Source organism: Cognatishimia sp. F0-27 (genome assembly GCF_020667845.1).
Classification (GTDB): domain Bacteria; phylum Pseudomonadota; class Alphaproteobacteria; order Rhodobacterales; family Rhodobacteraceae; genus JAFMPQ01.
Map to the genome: position 1 here is coordinate 23101 of NZ_JAFMPQ010000017.1, position 16977 is coordinate 40077.

The window sequence follows — 16977 nt, forward strand, 5'->3', positions numbered from 1 at the left end:
AGGTTCGGGCCGTGCGCAGATGTCGCGCGGCCCTCCTATTCCCGTCCGGCCTTGTCGCTAGGTCCCTGTTGCGCTCTGGCCGAGCAGAACCTTGTTATGCGCGGGTGAATCTGCGATCGCATACTGACCGCGCTGGACACGCCATATGGTGTCACGACAGGCGATTTCCACGAAGGTGGTAAAGGGTTCGCGTGGCAGGAAGCTGCCATATTGAATAAGCCGCGTCTCGTAGGTTGATACGATGAGCGCGTCGCGCAGTTCTTCTGCCTGAACACAGTGGCGCACGATCTGTGTCACACCGCTCATGCGGTAGAACCGCCGGCTGAAGTCGAAAAGCTCCGCGAGCATCTCACGGGTTTCAACAGCGCGTTTTCCGGCAAAGGTCTCCACGCTGTAGGGCAGCCAGATACAGTCTGCAAACAGGTCGAAATCGCCGGTCATCAGGCTGCGCGTGGTGCGCTCCAGCAGGGTCTCGACAATGTCTCGCGCGCTTTGGGAAGCCGCGCCTGCCGTGTCCGGATCACTCATATTCGTTTTTGCAGATTCCAGGTTTTCCAAGCATTAGCAGATTCTTGCTCCGAAGCCGACCTTTTGTGTCGGTTTGCGGCACCCGCGGTGCCTTTTTCGATAAGGATGTGACGCAGACACAGACGGCGTTGGGCCCGCGTCAGTGTGAAGCACGCGTCTACAGGCATGACGATCGGTGGCCGGCTTGTCTCAATCCAATTTTCTGACTAGATTTGTCGGAAATAAGGTGGTGCATGATGTGGCGCCTGAGTATTTGGCCAGACCGAGCAAGGGCATTATGGGATCTTCGACTGCTGCAATCCCCACATTGGCGCGCCCCGCTTCCGCCCCGGAGGTCACCGCAGGGGCTGTGGCCTTTCTCGATCATCTACGCGCCGTGTTCATGTCATGCCGCACAAAGCCGCATACGACCCTCTTTGCGGCCTGCGCCGCATTGCACGCCAATCCGGCAGTGGCGCGCGAGGCGCATGCGGAAGCCCTGATGCGCTGCCTCGCCGAGGTTCTGGGGAAGAGGCCACGCTTGCATGCGCCTGGCACAGTCGAACGCAGTCTTGACGAGAACTGGCTGATCCAGCTTGGTCTGGCCTCGCGTCGCAACGATCTGGCCAGTCTGCGCTTCTTGCTCGGATCGCGCATCGCGTATCAGCATCAGCGCCTTGTGCGGTTCCTGATTGGAGAAATCTCCAACCGGTTCGTCATGAGTTAGAATTATTCTAAAAATAGCCTTGTCGCCGAACCGCGACTGACTAACTTCAGAATACCGCAAGTCAGCGCTACGCGAGCCAGCGGACCCATTGTTCATGTTGGAGCTTACCATGACCCAGACCGCTGTTGCCCTGTCCACCGACGCGCGCACCGCCATCGCCGATGCCCTCAATCAATCAGTCGCCGAAACGGCTGTAACGACGATGATGGCGCAGAATTTTCATTGGAACGTGACCGGCATGGCTTTTGGGCCGCTGCATGACCTGTTCCAGAAGATCTACGAAGATCACTTCATTGCACAAGACGATCTGGCGGAACGCATCAAGGCGCTGGACGCCCACGCGGAAGGCACGCTCGCGGGCATGCTGACGCGCTCCAAGGTTCAGGAGCATGACGGGCATGCGTCCGATCAGGAGATGATCAAGACGATGAAAGAGGCACAGGAAACGCTGTCGGCAACGCTGGCAGGGGCTGGTGCGCTTGCAGCGGAGCATGGTGACACGCTGACCGAAGACCTGTGCATCGCCCGCGGTCAGACCCACGAGAAGTTTGCGTGGTTCCTGCGCGCGCATCTCGCCTGATCGAGACTGCCTTGCGGAGAGAAGCGGCCGGGTGTGGCCGCTTCTTCTTGTTTGGCGGGCTCATACTGAACCCGTTGCATCGCCAGCGGCTCGCCACAGCGCCAAACGCGGCAACCGGCACGCATCTGTTTGACCGCTGCTCAGGTGTTGGACGCGAGATCCCGCACCGTCTGCACTGGCTTGACCTTCTTCTTGAGGCATTTCCGGAGATATTTCAGGCTCCAGTGGCGGTATTTCCCAAGACGTGATTGTTGACCGACGAGCATCTCGACGAACGCTTGGCGGTGTTTTTCCGTCTTCAGCGCCTTGAACATGGATTTCTGGTCCTTCGTCATCGAGCAGCCAATGCAATGGCCGGCGCGTTTGAACTTGCACACATCGATACAGGGGCTGGGCGTTTTGGGCATTGTTGTCCTCCCGGTTTTTCCGGTCCGCCGGGTCTAGTCTATGGCCTGTTTCGCAACAGGGTCCCGGGCGCATCCATCTACTTTGTCAGAATGAGTTTGCCACCCCGTGTAATGCGCAGGACGTAAACCTGCTGATCGAGAACGATCCGGACGCAGTTTCCGCTTCGAATCAGGGTGCGTGCGTCGAGGGTTTCGGGCTCGCCCTCTTCCGGCGTGGTCCCTCTCTCTGGCTCTTCTGTCATCTGGTCACACCTGAAAGAACCGTCGGCCGCGCCTCCGGGCGAGCGGTTTATCATGGCAATCCGGATCATGCGGCCCGCCCGATCCGATCTCCCGAGCGCGGGGGTTTCGGCGGTAGGGTGGGTCAGCGCGGCCCACGCCCGTCCAACTAAGCGTCATCGGAGTCCTCCGGTCCGGTGATGGTGTCCGGGCTTCCCGTAAAGGGTGGCTGAGACTGTGATCCCAAAGTTGATGAAATTTGTCAGATAAGTCAATTCCGACAAATTCAATCAGGCCTACAAACCGGCCAAAATCCACGATACACACGGGCAACGATGCTGAAAGAGGCGGTTTTGCACGGATGGACAGGAAGCTTATCACAGGGTTCGCGCTTGCAATTGCCGCAATCTGTCTGCTGCCCCTGTTCGGTGTGCTGTCGGCGGCATTTCTGGGCACGCTCGATACGCTCCAGCAACTCGCACAGACGGTCTTGTGGCGTTACACGTGGACGACGCTTGTGCTGGTTCTTCTTGTTGCCAGCGGCAGTATCCTCATCGGCGCAACAACCGCGTGGCTCGTGGTCACCACCGAATTTCGCGGCAGGCGGGTGCTTGAAATCGCGCTCGTGGTGCCCTTGGCGTTCCCGGCCTATGTACTCGCCTATGCCTATACGGATGTGCTCGACCATCCCGGGATCGTGCAATCCACGCTCCGGGACCTCATGGGGTGGGGACCGCGCGACTATTGGTTCCCGGAAATCCGGTCGCTGGGCGGCGCCGCCCTGATGCTGACGCTGGTGCTGTATCCATATGTCTATCTTCTCACGCGGGCGGCGTTCCGGATGCAGGCGGCGACCCCGTTCTATGCGGCGCGGTCGCTCGGCGCGTCGCCCTACCGGACCTTTCTCAAGGTCTCCTTGCCCATGGCGCGCCCTGCCATAGCCGCCGGCGCGTTGTTGGTGGTGATGGAAACCATCGCCGATTTCGGCACCGTCGCGCATTTCAGCGTGCAGACGTTTGCCACCGGCATCTACACAAGCTGGTTTGGCCTCGCCGATCGCGGTGCGGCGGCACAGCTGGCGCTCGGGCTGCTGACCTTTGCCCTTCTCGTGGCGGCGTTGGAATACATGAACCGTGGCCGGGCCACCTACGCCGCGAAGGGGCGGCAGGAGCCGTTTGCCCGGTTTGCGCTTACCGGCGGACGCGCCTTGGGGGCACAGATGGTGTGTTTCCTGCCGGTGCTTCTGGGCGTGATCATTCCGACCGTGACGCTTGTTCTGATGGGGTTGCGCTCCGAACAGAACATCTTCAGCCCGCGCTACATCAACTTCATCCAGAACTCGCTGTTGCTTGCGGGGGTCGCGGCCATTGTCACCGTCACCGCCGCCGTTCTTCTGGGCACGTTTCACCGCATGATGGCCAGCAAGGTGTCGCTGGCTGCGCTTTATATCGCGCGACTTGGATACGCGGTGCCGGGCGGGGTCATCGCCGTGGGTCTCCTTGTGCCCTTTGCGCGTTTCGACAATTGGCTGGACGACAGGATGGAAGCGTGGTTCGACATCTCGACCGGGCTTCTGATTTCCGGGTCGATCTGGTTGATGGTGGCCGCCTATATGATCCGCTTTCTTGCGGCCGCGATTGGCGCGTATGACAGCGGTCTGGCCACGGTGACCCCCAATATCGATGCGGCGTCCCGCGTGCTGGGGCGCACCGCCTGGGGCACGGTGCGGTCCATTCATTTGCCGGTGCTGCGCTCAAGTGTCTTCACGGCGTTGCTGATCGTGTTCGTGGATACGATCAAGGAACTCCCCGCCACGTTGATCCTGCGCCCGTTTAACTACGATACGCTTGCTGTGCAGGCGTTCCGGCTGGCCTCGGACGAGCGGCTGGAAGGCGCCGCCGTTCCCAGTCTGATGATCGCGGGGATCGGCTTGATCCCGGTCATCCTGCTCTGTGTCCAGATCGGAGACTGGCGCACCAGCCAAAGGCGCGGCCACGCGGTCTCGTGAGGCTGCGGGCCGCGTGCGCAGCCGGGAGGCCAGCACGGGCATCATGGGGCGGTTCTTGATCGGCATCAGATTGGCGTTGGGGGGCGGGCCCTGACGCTCCAGACCCCGCAGCGACGGCCTCGACGGGCTCACCCGCTCGATCTTCCGCCTCTGCGTCCCGATGGGGGCTGCCTCGCAGTTCCGGACAGGCCTTGCCATGGGGCTAACGCGCTTCGGGATCGCGCAACAAGCCGCGCCCTGGCCGAACGGCGTTGAATGCCACCTTAGACAAAACGACGGCACAGCCGCGCCTTGGCCGTCATCCTTCCTCGAGCTTCACGCGCAGTTCCCGCAGCACCGGCAGCGCCGAGCGGACCGAGGCTTCGCCCAGATCGTCCACCAATGCGCGGATGAGCGGCGTAATCGCGGCCAGCGCGGCATCGCGCGCCGCGTGTCCCGAGGGGCTGATCGAGACCATCTTCTTGCGTGCATCGTCCCAATCCGGCCGGATATGCACATAGCCCGCCAGCTCCAGTTTGCCGAGCGTGTTCGTCATGGCCCCGCGCGTCACATGGAAGGCCCGCGCCAATTGTGCCGGCGTTTTTTCGCCACCCCGCGCGAGGTGATTGAGCACGGAGAAGTGGCTGATCTCCATCTTGTTGGGCAGAACCTTTGTCAGCCTTGCCCGCAGGAGCTGGTCCGCCCGCAGCAGCTCGGAAAACAGCGAGATGGCAATGCCGCTGGGGTCGCTCATGGTTCAGGCCCATCAAACGCGCGGTCGTGGGTGAGGGAAGGCACCCGGCGCCGGGCATCCGCCACCTGATCGAGGTCCAGATCCGCGATGAAGACACCGGGGCGCGTGCCGGCATCCAACAAGACGTCTCCCCAGGGAGACACGATCATCGCGTGCCCGTAGGTGCGGCGCGGCTTGCCTGTCTGCGAGGGGTGTGTCCCGGTCTGGGCGGCGGCGACCACGAAACATCCGGTCTCGATTGCGCGGGCCTGAAGAAGCGGTTGCCAGTGGACAGGCCCGGTTGCCGTCGAAAAAGCCGCGGGCACGGTCAAGATCTCTGCCCCGGCCTGTGCCAAGGCGCGGTAGAGCGCGGGAAACCGCAGGTCATAACAAACCGTCATCCCGATCGCGGCCAAGGGTGTTCGGGCAAGAACCGCGCGGCTGCCGGGCGCGTAGCCCGAGGATTCGCGATAGGTTTCCGTTGGAGAGACCGACACATCGAACATGTGCATCTTGTCATAGGTGGCTGTGATTGCGCCCGACGGGTCGATCATCACGCCGCGGTTGGCAAAGCGCGGCTCGGGCGGGTCCGATTTCAGCGCCAAAGAGCCTGCGTTGATCCACAGGCCCAGCCGCGCGGCCTCTGCTTGAAGATGCGCGAGCGTGGCATCCTCGGATTGCGTCGCCAGAACCCGAGCCTGATGTGCGCGATCCATGGAGACGCAATTCGTCACCTCCGGCGTGAAGACCATCGCCGCGCCCTGCCGCGCGGCCTCTTCCAGCATCGGCGTGATCATCCGCCGGTTCTCCTCCGGTGCATCGGAGGAGGTCATCTGGAGCAGCGCGACGCGCATCAGCCCGCGAGCAGCGGATCGAGCTTGCCGGATTGTTCCAGCGCATAGAGATCGTCGCAACCGCCGACATGGGTTTCCCCGACGAAGATCTGTGGCACCGTGTGTCGCCCACCGGCCCGGCCCATCATCTCCGATTTGCGCGCCGGTTCCCGCAGCACATCGATCTCCGTGAAGCTGACACCTTTCTTGGTGAGCAGCCGCTTTGCCGCATGACAGAAACCGCAGAGCGGCGAGGTGTAGATCTCAACAGGTTGCATGGCGCATTTCCCTAAGCATGGCAGAAACCGGATTGCCGGCGTTGTCCAATACTTAGGGGTCTTTGGCCGTCCGTGCCAGCACCGACACGCAAACCTGCTCCGCGCCTGCCGCATGACAGGCTTCTGCCGCCGCGGTGAGCGTGGCGCCCGAGGTCATGACGTCATCGACGATCAGGACCGGGCGATCCTCGATCCGCGCGCTCTTGCGGGGATCGACGGCGATACGTCCGGCCACCGTTTCGAACCGCTCATCGGCGGATTTTCCCGCAAGGCTTGCCGTGGCCCGGGGCCGGATCAACAGATCGGCCGCCGTTTCGCACCCCAACTCCCGGCTCAGGGCATCGGCCAGAAGCGCGGACTGGTTGAAGCGCCGCGCAAGAAGCCGCCTGAGATGGAGCGGCACCGGCAGGATCAGCGTGTCTTCGGTCACGAAAGGCCGGCATTGGCGGGCCATCCATTTGGCGGCCGGACCCGCGATGTCATGCCGGTCGCCGTGTTTCAGACCCAGCACGAGACGCCGACCGCGATCCTTGTAGAGCAGCGCTGCGCGCCCGTGGGTCCAGGGTCGCGGCGTGCGCAGGCATTCATCGCAATGCTCGGCATGATCCGAGCGCCCCACAAGCGGTATCCCGCAGGCATCGCATGCCAAGCCAGCGATGAACGGGGTTTCACGCCAACACGCGCCACAAAGGCCGAAGTCGCTTTCCACCAGCCCCCCGCACCCAAGGCACCGGGGCGGGTAGACAAGCTGAACCACCGTTTGCAACCCGCGCTGCCAGAACCTAGATCGTGCATCATGTCCGATGTGAACACTCCTCCCCGCCTCACGGATCGCGGTGCGCTCGACGCGCATCGCGCCCGCGCCCTGCGCGCCGACCCGGCCCTGTTCCTGCACGAAGCCGCCCGCGACGAAGCGCAGGATCGCTTGGCCATGGTTAACAGAACCTTTACCGGGCCTGCCGTGGTCACCCCTTTTTCGGAGGTGTGGCAGGATTTCCTGCCGGGCGCGCGGATCATCGCGGATACGGAAACGCTCGCGCTCGAACGAGGCGGTCATGATCTGGTGATCCATGCGCTTGCCTTGCACTGGGCGAACGATCCGGTTGGCCAGCTGATCCAGTGCCGCCATGCGTTGAGGCCGGATGGCTTGTTGTTGACGCTGTGCTTCGGCGGGCAGACGCTTCAGGAACTGCGCGCCGCACTCGGGCAGGCCGAGATCGAGGTGACCGGCGGTCTCTCTCCGCGGATCGCGCCGATGGGGGAAATCCGCGACCTCGGGGCACTTTTGCAGCGTGCGGGCTTTGCGCTTCCCGTTGCGGACAGCTGGCCGCTGACGGTGCGCTATGCCTCTGCCCTGCATCTGATGCGTGACCTGCGCGCCATGGGTGAGACAAACGCGCTCGATGCGCGCTTGCGCCAGCCGACGCGTCGCGCCGTGCTGCTTCGGGCGGCGGAACTTTATGCCGAGACCTATGCAGGGGAGGATGGCCGGATTCCCGCCAGTTTCGAGATCATCACCCTGACAGGATGGGCGCCGGACGCCTCACAGCCGCAGCCGCTGCGCCCGGGCAGTGCCACCGCGCGCCTCGCCGATGCGCTGGGCACCACCGAAGCGCCGCTCAAAGGCGACAAGGACAGCCCGAAACGGTAACACAAGCCTCACATGCGGAATTTCGCATAAATTGATATGGCGACAGGGCCTTGAATCGTTGACCTTTGTGTCGCAGGGCTTAGGTAAGCGGTCAGGCAGAAGGGTAACAATGGGGATGACAATGCTGGACGCGACAAAACAGGCCACTTGCCCGGTCCACGCACCGACGGACCACCCGAAAGTGGCAGCCCCGAAAGTGGGTATTCTTTTGGCCAATCTCGGGACGCCGGACGATCACTCCTATTGGCCGATGCGCCGTTACCTGAACGAGTTCCTTTCAGACCGCCGCGTGATCGACTACAGCCCGTGGCTTTGGCAACCGCTCTTGCAGCTCGTGATCCTGACAAAGCGTCCGTTTTCGTCCGGTGAAGCCTACAAGTCGATCTGGAACGAAGAGGCTGGCGAGAGCCCGCTGATGACGATCACCAAGGATCAGACGGCGAAAATCAAGAAAGAGATGACAGACCGGTACGGCGATCAGGTCATGGTTGATTTCTGCATGCGCTATGGCAACCCGTCCACCAAATCCAAGGTGCGCGAGATGGTCGATGCCGGGTGCCGCCAGATCCTGTTCTTCCCGCTCTATCCGCATTATGCGGGCGCCACATCCGCCACTGCAAATGACCAGTTTTTCCGCGCCCTGATGGACGAGAAATGGCAACCGGCGGTGCGCACGGTGGATCCCTATTTCGAGCACCCGCTTTACATCGAGGCCCTGGCCCAGTCGATCGAACGCGCCTATGCCAACATGGAAACGCGGCCCGATATCCTCGTGTGCTCTTATCACGGCGTGCCGCGCCGTTACCTGATGGAGGGCGACCCCTACCATTGCCAGTGCCAGAAGACGACCCGCCTGCTCAAGGAACGTCTCGGCTGGGACGATACGGAGATCACGACCACCTTCCAGTCGCGCTTTGGCCCCGAGGAATGGCTCAAACCCTACACGGTCGAAGAGGTGGCGCGCCTTGCCGAGGAAGAGGGCAAGAAGAACATCGCGGTTTGCGCCCCGGCCTTCTCTGCTGATTGCATCGAAACGCTCGAAGAGATCAACGAAGAGATCAAGGAGAGCTTCGAAGAAGCGGGCGGAGAGCATTTCACCTATATCCCCTGCCTCAATGACGATGATGCGCATATCACCGCTCTGAGCGCGGTGATCGAGGAAAACCTGTCTGGCTGGATCAAGACCTGATCCGCGCGGCGTCCTGGGCGTCGGTCAATCGGGCAAGACGTCGTGCGTGACGGCGCGCCGGTTTTGCATCCCGTAACCCCGCAGGTGCATCTCATCCGGATAACCATATCCGAGGGCGCGCGGCTCCCGCCCCTCTGGCGCATGGCGCCTTCGGCAAGCGCGCCATGCCCCCTGGCCGGGGTGCTGCTGCGGCTGACGATCCGCCCGCATCGTTGTTCAGAATAGGCAACCCAACCGCCGAGGGCGGCGCGCATCAGCGCGTGCAAAACCGGGCGGGTGCTTCTGGCGCTCGGGCGCGCCCATTGCGGCCATCACCGCCGCATGCAGCCCTGCCCCCAAGGCCGGTTCGGGAGCCGCTCCCATCCCTGGCTTGTCTGCTCCGGCCGGGCGCGGCGCTGGTGTGATCCGGGCGGTTTCCCGCCCAAACTCAGCGGCCCCATCGCGCAGCGCCGTGCAAAACCACGGTCAGCAATCCGCCGGTCCGTGAAAATCCGGCCCGCAGAGCCGTCCTCTAGTCGCCAAGCGCAATGCCTTCCCGCCGCGGATCGGCGCCTCCGGCCAACCCGTTCTCCCCGAGCGCAATGAGGTGTAGCCCGGAGGTCAGCGCCCGCAGATTGACCTCGTAACCCAGGGCCTCGAGATCGGCCTGCATCGCCACCATGTCGGTGCCCTCTTCGAGGTCATAGGTGCCGAAGCGATTCACCGCATGCGGCATGGCGGCCGCTTCCTGCACGGACATGCCCCATTCCAGATGGGCCATGATCGCTTGCGCGACATATCCGATGATCCGGCTTCCGCCCGGGCTGCCAACCACCAGCACCGGTGCGCCGTCTTCAAGCACGATGGTCGGCGACATGGAAGAGCGCGGGCGCTTGCCCGGCTCCACCCGGTTTGCGATCGGCACCCCGTCACGGTGCGAGCGGAAGGAGAAATCGGTCAGTTCGTTGTTGAGCAGGAACCCGGACGCCATCACCCGGCTGCCAAACCCGTTTTCGATGGTCGTCGTCATCGACAGCGCATTGCCCTGCGCATCCACGATGGAAATATGAGAGGTCGACGGAAATTCGATGCTCTCGTCATCTGCGTAAAGCTGTGCGTGGTCCCAGGTCGGCTCGCCCGGCGCAACCTCCGGCAAGGCGTCATCCCCGGCCAGTAGCGCGGCCCGGCTGGCAAGGTATTCCGGATCCACAAGCCCCTTGGTCGGCATCGGGACAAAATCGCTGTCCGCCATGTAGCGGCCGCGATCCGCAAAGGCGAGCCGCGACGCATCGCCGATCTTGCGCCAGGTATGCACGTCGGACGGGTCGGAAATGTCCAGCCCGTCCAGCATGCCGAGGATCTGCCCCACCGTCAGAGCGCCGGATGACGGTGGCCCCATCCCGCACACATCCTTCCCCTTGAACGATGCGCAGACCGCCGGGCGCTCCTTGACTTCGTAAATCGCGAGATCGATCAGCTCCATCACCCCGGGATTGCCCGGAGCCCCCTGGACCGCATCCACGATGCTCTGCGCAATCGCCCCGCCATAGATGGCGCGTGCCCCGTCTGCAGCCATCGCCTTGAGCGTTTCGGCATAGGCCGCGTTGACCAGCGTGTCACCCGCCTCAAGCGCGATACCGTCCGGATAGAAATAGGCGGCCGTGTCCGGGTGACGGGTCAGGCGCTCTTCATCCTGGGCCACGAGGCTGGCAAGGCGCGGCGATACGGCAAACCCGTCCTCTGCAAGGCCTATCGCGTCCTCGAAAAGCGTCGCCCAGTCGGACTTGCCCCACCTCTCATGCGCGGCCTGCATCAACGCCGGTGTGCCCGGCACCCCGACCGACCGGCCGCCCACCACCGCATCCCAGAATTTCAACGGCTCGCCTGCCGCGTCCTGAAAAAGCGTCGGCGTCGCGGCCAGAGGCGCGGTTTCGCGCCCGTCCAGCGTGGTAATCTCTCCGCTCTGCGCATCATACCAGACAAGGAAAGCGCCGCCGCCGATTCCGGAGCTTTGCGGCTCTACAAGCCCCAGAACGGCCTGCACCGCGACCATCGCATCCGCCGCCGAGCCGCCCATACGCAGCACCCGTGCGCCCGCCGCCACAGCGTGCGGGTTCGCGGCTGCCACCATCCACTCTTGCGATTCGACCGCAACACCGGCGTTCTTGGCCGCGAGCGCGGCGGCCACCTCTTCCGAAATCGCGGCAAAACCACCGGCAGCGGCCGCTTCCGGATCCACGCTATCCGCCGCCTGCTGGGCCTGTACGACCCCGGCTGCCAGCCCGAAGGCAACGACAAATGATCCGATCTTGCGCATGGTTCAGCTCCCGAAGGTTGTTTCGGCAACCATCGCACAGCCAGAGGATTAATCAATGCGCTTCGCTGGAGGCGCAGGCCGCTTCATTGGGCTGAAAATATCCCGGGGGAGTCTTTGCCCTGCAAAGACGGGGGCAGCGCCCCCAAAACGTCCCGCCACCCGCGCGCGCCGGATCACAGCATCGCGGGCACAACCTGATCCGGCGGGCGATGTCCATCGGCAAAGGTCTTGACGTTGATGATGACCTTTTCACCCATCTCGACGCGCCCTTCACGGGTCGCCGATCCCATATGCGGCAGCATCACGACATTGCTCATGTTGCGCAGCTCCGGGTTGCCCCGCAGCCCGTGCTCATAGACATCGAGTCCCGCCCCGGCCAGCTCCCCGGCCTTGAGCATGCGGGTCAGGGCGTTTTCGTCGATGACCTCTCCGCGCGAGGTGTTCACGATCACGGCGGAGGGTTTCATCAGCCGCAGGCGCCGGGCATTCAGCAGGTGATAGGTGCTGGGGGTCGAGGGACAATTGACGCTGATCACATCCATCCGGGCGACCATCTGGTCGAGGCTCTCCCAGAAGGTTGCCTCAAGCCCGTCCTCGACCTCGGGCCGGAGACGCTTGCGGTTGTGGTAATGGATCTGCATCCCGAAGGCTTGCGCGCGGCGCGCCACGGCCTGACCAATGCGTCCCATCCCGAGGATCCCGAGTCGCCGTCCGCCCAGACGCCCGCCCAGAAAGGCCGTGGGGGCCCAGCCGTCCCATTCGTCGCGCTGCATCACGGACAGCCCTTCCTGCAGCCGCCGGGTGACACCGAGCATCAGCGCCATCACCATATCCGCGGTGTCTTCCGTCACCACGCCGGGCGTGTTCGACACGAGAATACCCCGTGACCGGGCGGTTGACACATCGATATGATCGAAGCCCGCACCGTAATTGGCGATCAGCTTGAGCTGGTCACCCGCTTGACCGATCAGACCGGCGTCGATCTGGTCGGTCACGGTCGGCACCAGCACATCGGCTTTCTGCACGGCGTCAACCAGCTCCGACCGGGACATCGGCGTATCGGCGTCGCGGAGCGTCACGTCGAAAAGTTCCTTCAGTCGCGTCTCCACGACATCCGGCAAGCGTCGCGTCACGACAACACTCAGGCGTTTTGATGGCACGGTTGGCCTCCCCGTTCTTCCCCGCAGGTCAATCCTCGCGCTACGTTGCGACACAGAAGCCCGAGGCACAAGAACCCCGGGCCATAAATCGAGCACGAAGAATGATCATGACCGCCATATCGCGATGGCTGGCCGTCCTGGCCGCCCTGATGATGATGCTTTTCGTTACGCCGGTTGCCGCCGATCCGTCCGCCGAGGCGCTCCGGAAGGGCACTGTCACCAATCTGCCCCTGCCGCGCTATGTGTCTCTCAAGGCCGCAGAGGGCAATGTCCGGCGCGGTCCGTCGCTTTCGCATCGGATCGACTGGGTCTACAAGCACCGCGCGATGCCCCTCGAAATCACCGCTGAGCACGGTCACTGGCGCCGTGTGCGCGACCGGGACGGCGCGGGCGGATGGGTGCATTACGCGCTCTTGTCCGGAGCGCGCACGGTGCTGGTGGAACGCGACATGCTGGCGCTGCGCGCACGGCCCAATCCCGACAGTCCGGAGGTGGCGCGGCTGGCCATGGGCGTGATCGCCCGTCTTGGCGAGTGTCTCCCGACAATGTGCCGCCTGACCGCGGGCGGTCATCGCGGCTGGGCTCCGAAATCCGCGCTCTGGGGCGTGAAACCGGAAGAGATCCGCGAGTAAACCCGCAGAAAGCAGGCACTGTGCGTGGTTTTCCGGTCCCGCACCGGTCCCGACAGCGATGCTGCCGCATGCGTGGCACACCCCGCCGCGCGTCCATGCCGGACCCGCGCGCCCGGACCCGGACGCGCGTGACTGTTGCCAAGACAGCGATCTTGACTATCCTCGGGCGGCGCGCATCAACGAATGCGCATAAGGGAGGAAGATCATGAAACATGTTTTGCTTGGCGCCGTGGCCGCCATGGCGATCGGAACGGCTGCCGCCGCTCAGGAAAAGATGCGGATCTCGCTTCAGCTTCCGCTGACGAGCCATCTCGGAGAGAACCTGACGCTGTTCGAGAAAGAGGTTGAAGAGCGCACAGGAGGCGCCATCGACGTCGAAATCTATGACAGCGCCACGCTCTACAAGGACAAGGAAGTGCCCGCCGCCGTTGGGTCCGGCGCGATCGAGGCCGGTGTTGCCTCGCTCACCCGCTATGTCGGCGACGCACCGGTGGTCGATGTGTTCTACATGCCGTTCCTGTTCAACACCGAAGAGAAGGTGCGCGCCGCCGTTGCCGAAGGCTCGCCCGTGCGCGAAACGCTTGAAGAAGCCATCGCCGGCACAGGCGGTCAGGTGCTCTTCTGGCAGGCCTATGGCGGTGCGGTGCTCCTCAGCCAGGGCGAACCGATCCGCACCCCGGCCGATCTCGAAGGCAAGAAGGCCCGCGTGTTCGGCAAGACGCTGGGAGACTGGGTAACCGCCGCCGGAGGCGCGCCGACGCTGATCTCCGGCTCCGAACAGTATCTCGCCTATCAGCGCGGCACGGTCGATGTGGGCATGACCGGCGTCTCTGGCGTGAAATCGCGCAAGCTGTGGGAGGTGATGGACACCATCACCAAGACCAACCACGCCAATATCGAATTTGTCGTGGTGGTGAACAGCGACTGGTGGAACGGGCTCGACCCGGAGCTGCGCGGGCATATCGAAGCCGCCGCAGCCGTGGCTCAGGAAGACGTGCGTGACCGCATGGCCTCCATCGAGGCTGAAGCCTATGCCGCCGCCGAAGCCAATGGCATGACCATTGTCGAGCTGACGGACGAGGAAGTTGCCGCGTGGCAGGCCAAGGCCCAGCCGGTCTTTGACGCCTATCTCGAAGCGACCGGCGAGGCTGGCAAGAAGATCCTCGACGCGCTGCAATAGGCACGGATCGAGTCCGATCCTGCTGATGCGGGCGGCCCCGTTGCGGGCCGCCTGCCCCATGCGCTGCTGATCCGCGCCATCACCCAACAGCGTTTTGGGCCGCGCGCTTTGGCAGGGCATCATTTCAGGGAAAGAACCCGGTTATGGCAATGATCACCCACCTGTCACGCCTTGCGGGAACGCTTGCGGCGATCCTGATGGCACTGACCGGCGCGATGCTTACCTATGAGGTGATCGCGCGGTATTTCTTCATCAAACCGACGATCTGGGCCGCGGAACTGAGCCAGATGTGCCTGATCTGGGGCTGCCTTCTGGGCATGGCGCATGTGCTGAGCATACGACGCCATATCACGGTCAACGCCGTCACGAACCTGCTGCCACTCCGCATACAGCGGCTTTGCGTCGGTTTCTCCCTGCTGTTCCTGATCGTGTTTTCGCTCATCGTGGCGGTCTATGGCTGGGATATTTTCTATGACAGTTTCGAGCGGGGGCGGACCACCGGGTCGCTCATGAACCTGCCCGTCTGGATTACGGAACTGGCTGTGCCGGTCGGCTTCGCGCTTCTGGCGCTGCAATCACTGGTCGAGTTGATCGACCTGAAATCCGGCGAAACCACCACGCTGGGGAGCAGCCACGAATGAGTATCCTCCTGATTCTCGCATGCCTGTTCGGTCTCTTGCTGATCGGTGTTCCCGTCGCCTTCGCGCTGGGCGGCCTTGGTCTTGGCATGTTGATCCTGGGTGGGTTCTCGCCGCTGATGGCGCCGCAAGCGATCCTGTCGACACTTGATGGGTTCATCCTTCTGGCGGTGCCGCTCTTCCTGCTGATGTCGAACGTTCTGCTCAAGGGGGGTGTCGGTGCAGACCTCTTTGCCGCGGTGCAGGCCTGGGTCGGGCACTGGCCCGGCGGGCTCGCCGTGGCCACGATCCTGAGTTGTGGGCTGTTCGCCGCCATTTCCGGATCGTCGGTCGCCACGGCCGCCACCATCGGGACCGTCGCGATCCCGGAAATGATCTCGCGCGGTTATAACAAGCGCTTCGTTTACGGGCTTCTGGCGGCGGGCGGCACGCTGGGCATCCTCATCCCGCCGTCGATCCCGATGATCGTCTACGGGTTTGTCACCGAGCAATCCGTCATTGCCCTGTTTCTTGCCGGGATCGGGCCGGGCATCGTGCTGGTCACGCTGTTCGTGATCTTTGCCATGGTGCATGCCCGGTGGTCGGACGCCTATGAGCCGATGGAAAAGGCCGACTGGACGGAGCGCATGACCGCTTCAAAGCGCGCCTTGCCGTCACTGGCGCTCGCGCTCCTTGTCATCCTCGGGCTCTATTCGGGCGCGTTCACCCCGACGGAAGCGGCCGCCATCGGCTTTGCCGCGGCGCTGCTCATCACGATCTTCTGGCTCCGCACGCTGACTTGGGCCGCCTTTGTCGATGCGGTCAAGGAAAGCGCCGTGACGACAATCGCGATCCTTCTGATCGTTGCGGGGGCCAAGGTTTTTGGCAAGGCCATCGCGCTTTACCGCATCCCGCAGGATATCTCCGCCTTCATCGCCCAGACGATCGACGGGCCGTTGATGTTCATCCTCGTCGTGTCGGTGGTGCTGATCCTCATGGGGCTTGTGTTCGAGGCGCTCTCGATGATCCTCATCATGACACCGGTTCTGCTTCCGGCCGCGCTCGGCCTTGGCTTCGATCCGATCTGGTTTGGCATCTACATGGTGATCATGGTGGAGGTGGCGCTCATCACGCCACCCGTTGGGCTCAACCTCTACGTCATCCAATCCGTGGCCCGAACGTCCCTCGCCAATGTCGCGCGCGGCGTCTGGCCGTTCCTCGTGTTGATGTTGGTGACGGTGGTGATCCTCTACGTGGTGCCGGATCTGGCGCTTTATATCCCGTTCAAGTGGTAGCGCTCAACGCGGGACGGGGTGACGGGCATCAGGTCAGATGCCCGGCCTCGGCCCAGTCGAGCGCATCGTCGAGCCGGTCGTCGCCCCAGAAAACCTCGCCATTCACCACGAAGCTCGGTGCGCCAAAGACCCCGAGTGCCATCGCGTCCTCGGTCGCGGCGCGCAGACGGTCCTGCACGGGCGCCGTTTGTGCCTCGGAAATCACCCGCGCGGCGTCCTGCCCGATCTCTGTCAGGCTCGTGGTCAGGTTCGGGTCTTCTCCGGCGGGCTGGCCCAGCTCGAACCAGAGCCGATAGGTCGCGCGGGTATAGTCGGCGACCCATCCTTCCTCCACGCCGATCGTGGCGACGGCATTGGCGAGCACCAGGCCGGGCAGGGGGTAGGGCGCAGGCAAACGGGGGGACAACCCGTAACGCGGGGCACGCCGTTCGATGTCGCGCCACATGTAAGCCGCCTTCACCGGCTTGTCCTTGAACGGAATATTGTTCTGCGCGACCATCACGTGGCGGACGTCAAACGGTCGCCAGCGCAGCGTCAGCCCCCTGCGCGCGGCCACGTCATCAGCGCGCAGCACGGTCAGATAGCTATAGGTGCTGCCAATCGAAAACCAGAAATCGACGGGGTTTCGCATCCTAACCTCCATGTCCGGTGATGCGCCAATCATAGATGTGGCGCGTGATTCTGGC

19 protein-coding genes are annotated in these 16977 nt (G+C 63.4%); 9 read left to right on the plus strand and 10 right to left on the minus strand.

The genetic code is table 11. The annotated features are described in order from the left end of the window. Positions 1-57: 57 nt before the first annotated feature. Positions 58-528, minus strand: a complete 471-nt coding sequence (locus J1C49_RS10805) for a hypothetical protein (protein WP_227445838.1) — start codon at positions 526-528, stop codon at positions 58-60. A gap of 277 nt (positions 529-805) precedes the next feature. Between J1C49_RS10805 and J1C49_RS10810 the strand changes: the two genes are divergently transcribed. Both J1C49_RS10810 and J1C49_RS10815 read left to right on the plus strand, forming a co-directional pair. After that, a complete protein-coding gene (locus J1C49_RS10810; RefSeq protein ID WP_227445839.1) occupies positions 806-1234 on the plus strand; it encodes a hypothetical protein in 429 nt (142 codons plus the stop codon). 109 nt (positions 1235-1343) lie between these two features. Next, complete coding sequence (locus tag J1C49_RS10815) at positions 1344-1814, plus strand: Dps family protein (protein ID WP_227445840.1); 471 nt, start codon at positions 1344-1346, stop codon at positions 1812-1814. Positions 1815-1954: 140 nt separating this feature from the next. On the opposite strand, the gene J1C49_RS10820 is transcribed toward J1C49_RS10815, so the two are convergent. Both J1C49_RS10820 and hemP read right to left on the minus strand, forming a co-directional pair. Next, positions 1955-2221 (minus strand): DUF1289 domain-containing protein, encoded by a 267-nt coding sequence (locus J1C49_RS10820; protein ID WP_227445841.1) that lies wholly within the window; start codon positions 2219-2221, stop codon positions 1955-1957. A 77-nt stretch (positions 2222-2298) separates the two neighbouring features. Continuing rightward, a complete protein-coding gene (hemP, locus tag J1C49_RS10825; RefSeq protein WP_227445842.1) occupies positions 2299-2463 on the minus strand; it encodes a hemin uptake protein HemP in 165 nt (54 codons plus the stop codon). A 338-nt stretch (positions 2464-2801) separates the two neighbouring features. Here hemP and J1C49_RS10830 point away from each other — a divergent pair, with 338 nt between their 5' ends. Further along, positions 2802-4448: an iron ABC transporter permease gene (locus J1C49_RS10830; RefSeq protein ID WP_227445843.1), complete on the plus strand. Its 1647-nt coding sequence runs from the start codon at positions 2802-2804 to the stop codon at positions 4446-4448. 298 nt (positions 4449-4746) lie between these two features. On the opposite strand, the gene J1C49_RS10835 is transcribed toward J1C49_RS10830, so the two are convergent. From J1C49_RS10835 to J1C49_RS10850, 4 genes are read right to left on the minus strand one after another with little or no spacing between them, the layout of a single operon-like run. Beyond that, on the minus strand, positions 4747-5181 hold the full coding sequence (locus tag J1C49_RS10835) for a MarR family winged helix-turn-helix transcriptional regulator (RefSeq protein ID WP_227445844.1): 435 nt from the start codon (positions 5179-5181) through the stop codon (positions 4747-4749). Continuing rightward, a complete protein-coding gene (locus J1C49_RS10840; RefSeq protein ID WP_227445845.1) occupies positions 5178-6014 on the minus strand; it encodes a carbon-nitrogen hydrolase family protein in 837 nt (278 codons plus the stop codon). The genes J1C49_RS10835 and J1C49_RS10840 overlap by 4 nt, the downstream gene beginning before the upstream one ends. Continuing rightward, positions 6014-6271 carry a glutaredoxin 3 gene (grxC, locus tag J1C49_RS10845; RefSeq protein WP_227445846.1) on the minus strand — a complete coding sequence of 86 codons (258 nt, stop codon included), beginning with the start codon at positions 6269-6271 and terminating at the stop codon, positions 6014-6016. The genes J1C49_RS10840 and grxC overlap by 1 nt, the downstream gene beginning before the upstream one ends. A 52-nt stretch (positions 6272-6323) precedes the next feature. Next, positions 6324-7037: a ComF family protein gene (locus J1C49_RS10850; protein ID WP_227445847.1), complete on the minus strand. Its 714-nt coding sequence runs from the start codon at positions 7035-7037 to the stop codon at positions 6324-6326. Positions 7038-7067: 30 nt separating this feature from the next. Between J1C49_RS10850 and J1C49_RS10855 the strand changes: the two genes are divergently transcribed. After that, on the plus strand, positions 7068-7922 hold the full coding sequence (locus J1C49_RS10855) for a methyltransferase domain-containing protein (protein WP_255670658.1): 855 nt from the start codon (positions 7068-7070) through the stop codon (positions 7920-7922). Positions 7923-8037: 115 nt separating this feature from the next. Further along, positions 8038-9111 carry a ferrochelatase gene (hemH, locus tag J1C49_RS10860; protein ID WP_370639401.1) on the plus strand — a complete coding sequence of 358 codons (1074 nt, stop codon included), beginning with the start codon at positions 8038-8040 and terminating at the stop codon, positions 9109-9111. Between the two features lie 511 nt (positions 9112-9622). Here hemH and ggt read toward each other — a convergent pair. Further along, positions 9623-11407: a gamma-glutamyltransferase gene (ggt, locus tag J1C49_RS10865; protein ID WP_227445849.1), complete on the minus strand. Its 1785-nt coding sequence runs from the start codon at positions 11405-11407 to the stop codon at positions 9623-9625. Between the two features lie 173 nt (positions 11408-11580). Then, positions 11581-12567: an NAD(P)-dependent oxidoreductase gene (locus J1C49_RS10870; RefSeq protein ID WP_227445850.1), complete on the minus strand. Its 987-nt coding sequence runs from the start codon at positions 12565-12567 to the stop codon at positions 11581-11583. Positions 12568-12668: 101 nt separating this feature from the next. Between J1C49_RS10870 and J1C49_RS10875 the strand changes: the two genes are divergently transcribed. The 4 genes from J1C49_RS10875 (at position 12669) to J1C49_RS10890 (ending at position 16291) form a co-directional block, all read left to right on the plus strand. Then, positions 12669-13199 (plus strand): SH3 domain-containing protein, encoded by a 531-nt coding sequence (locus J1C49_RS10875; protein ID WP_370639402.1) that lies wholly within the window; start codon positions 12669-12671, stop codon positions 13197-13199. A gap of 205 nt (positions 13200-13404) precedes the next feature. After that, entirely contained in the window at positions 13405-14379 is a 975-nt protein-coding gene (dctP, locus tag J1C49_RS10880) for a TRAP transporter substrate-binding protein DctP (RefSeq protein ID WP_227445851.1), read from the plus strand. A 143-nt stretch (positions 14380-14522) separates the two neighbouring features. Next, positions 14523-15020: a TRAP transporter small permease gene (locus J1C49_RS10885; RefSeq protein ID WP_227445852.1), complete on the plus strand. Its 498-nt coding sequence runs from the start codon at positions 14523-14525 to the stop codon at positions 15018-15020. Continuing rightward, a complete protein-coding gene (locus J1C49_RS10890) occupies positions 15017-16291 on the plus strand; it encodes a TRAP transporter large permease (protein WP_227445853.1) in 1275 nt (424 codons plus the stop codon). The genes J1C49_RS10885 and J1C49_RS10890 overlap by 4 nt, the downstream gene beginning before the upstream one ends. Before the next feature lie 28 nt (positions 16292-16319). On the opposite strand, the gene J1C49_RS10895 is transcribed toward J1C49_RS10890, so the two are convergent. Next, complete coding sequence (locus tag J1C49_RS10895) at positions 16320-16922, minus strand: 2-hydroxychromene-2-carboxylate isomerase (RefSeq protein WP_227445854.1); 603 nt, start codon at positions 16920-16922, stop codon at positions 16320-16322. Positions 16923-16977 lie beyond the last annotated feature (55 nt).

Bases quoted from the DNA above. Each gene is read 5' to 3' on its own strand.
- ggt (WP_227445849.1), bottom strand. From the start codon at position 11,407: ATGCGCAAGATCGGATCATTTGTCGTTGCCTTCGGGCTGGCAGCCGGG.
- hemH (WP_370639401.1), top strand. From the start codon at position 8,038: ATGACAATGCTGGACGCGACAAAACAGGCCACTTGCCCGGTCCACGCA.
- hemP (WP_227445842.1), bottom strand. From the start codon at position 2,463: ATGACAGAAGAGCCAGAGAGAGGGACCACGCCGGAAGAGGGCGAGCCC.
- J1C49_RS10805 (WP_227445838.1), bottom strand. From the start codon at position 528: ATGAGTGATCCGGACACGGCAGGCGCGGCTTCCCAAAGCGCGCGAGAC.
- J1C49_RS10820 (WP_227445841.1), bottom strand. From the start codon at position 2,221: ATGCCCAAAACGCCCAGCCCCTGTATCGATGTGTGCAAGTTCAAACGC.
- J1C49_RS10875 (WP_370639402.1), top strand. From the start codon at position 12,669: ATGATCATGACCGCCATATCGCGATGGCTGGCCGTCCTGGCCGCCCTG.
- J1C49_RS10815 (WP_227445840.1), top strand. From the start codon at position 1,344: ATGACCCAGACCGCTGTTGCCCTGTCCACCGACGCGCGCACCGCCATC.
- J1C49_RS10885 (WP_227445852.1), top strand. From the start codon at position 14,523: ATGGCAATGATCACCCACCTGTCACGCCTTGCGGGAACGCTTGCGGCG.
- dctP (WP_227445851.1), top strand. From the start codon at position 13,405: ATGAAACATGTTTTGCTTGGCGCCGTGGCCGCCATGGCGATCGGAACG.
- J1C49_RS10810 (WP_227445839.1), top strand. From the start codon at position 806: ATGGGATCTTCGACTGCTGCAATCCCCACATTGGCGCGCCCCGCTTCC.
- grxC (WP_227445846.1), bottom strand. From the start codon at position 6,271: ATGCAACCTGTTGAGATCTACACCTCGCCGCTCTGCGGTTTCTGTCAT.
- J1C49_RS10830 (WP_227445843.1), top strand. From the start codon at position 2,802: ATGGACAGGAAGCTTATCACAGGGTTCGCGCTTGCAATTGCCGCAATC.
- J1C49_RS10895 (WP_227445854.1), bottom strand. From the start codon at position 16,922: ATGCGAAACCCCGTCGATTTCTGGTTTTCGATTGGCAGCACCTATAGC.
- J1C49_RS10890 (WP_227445853.1), top strand. From the start codon at position 15,017: ATGAGTATCCTCCTGATTCTCGCATGCCTGTTCGGTCTCTTGCTGATC.
- J1C49_RS10855 (WP_255670658.1), top strand. From the start codon at position 7,068: ATGTCCGATGTGAACACTCCTCCCCGCCTCACGGATCGCGGTGCGCTC.
- J1C49_RS10835 (WP_227445844.1), bottom strand. From the start codon at position 5,181: ATGAGCGACCCCAGCGGCATTGCCATCTCGCTGTTTTCCGAGCTGCTG.
- J1C49_RS10840 (WP_227445845.1), bottom strand. From the start codon at position 6,014: ATGCGCGTCGCGCTGCTCCAGATGACCTCCTCCGATGCACCGGAGGAG.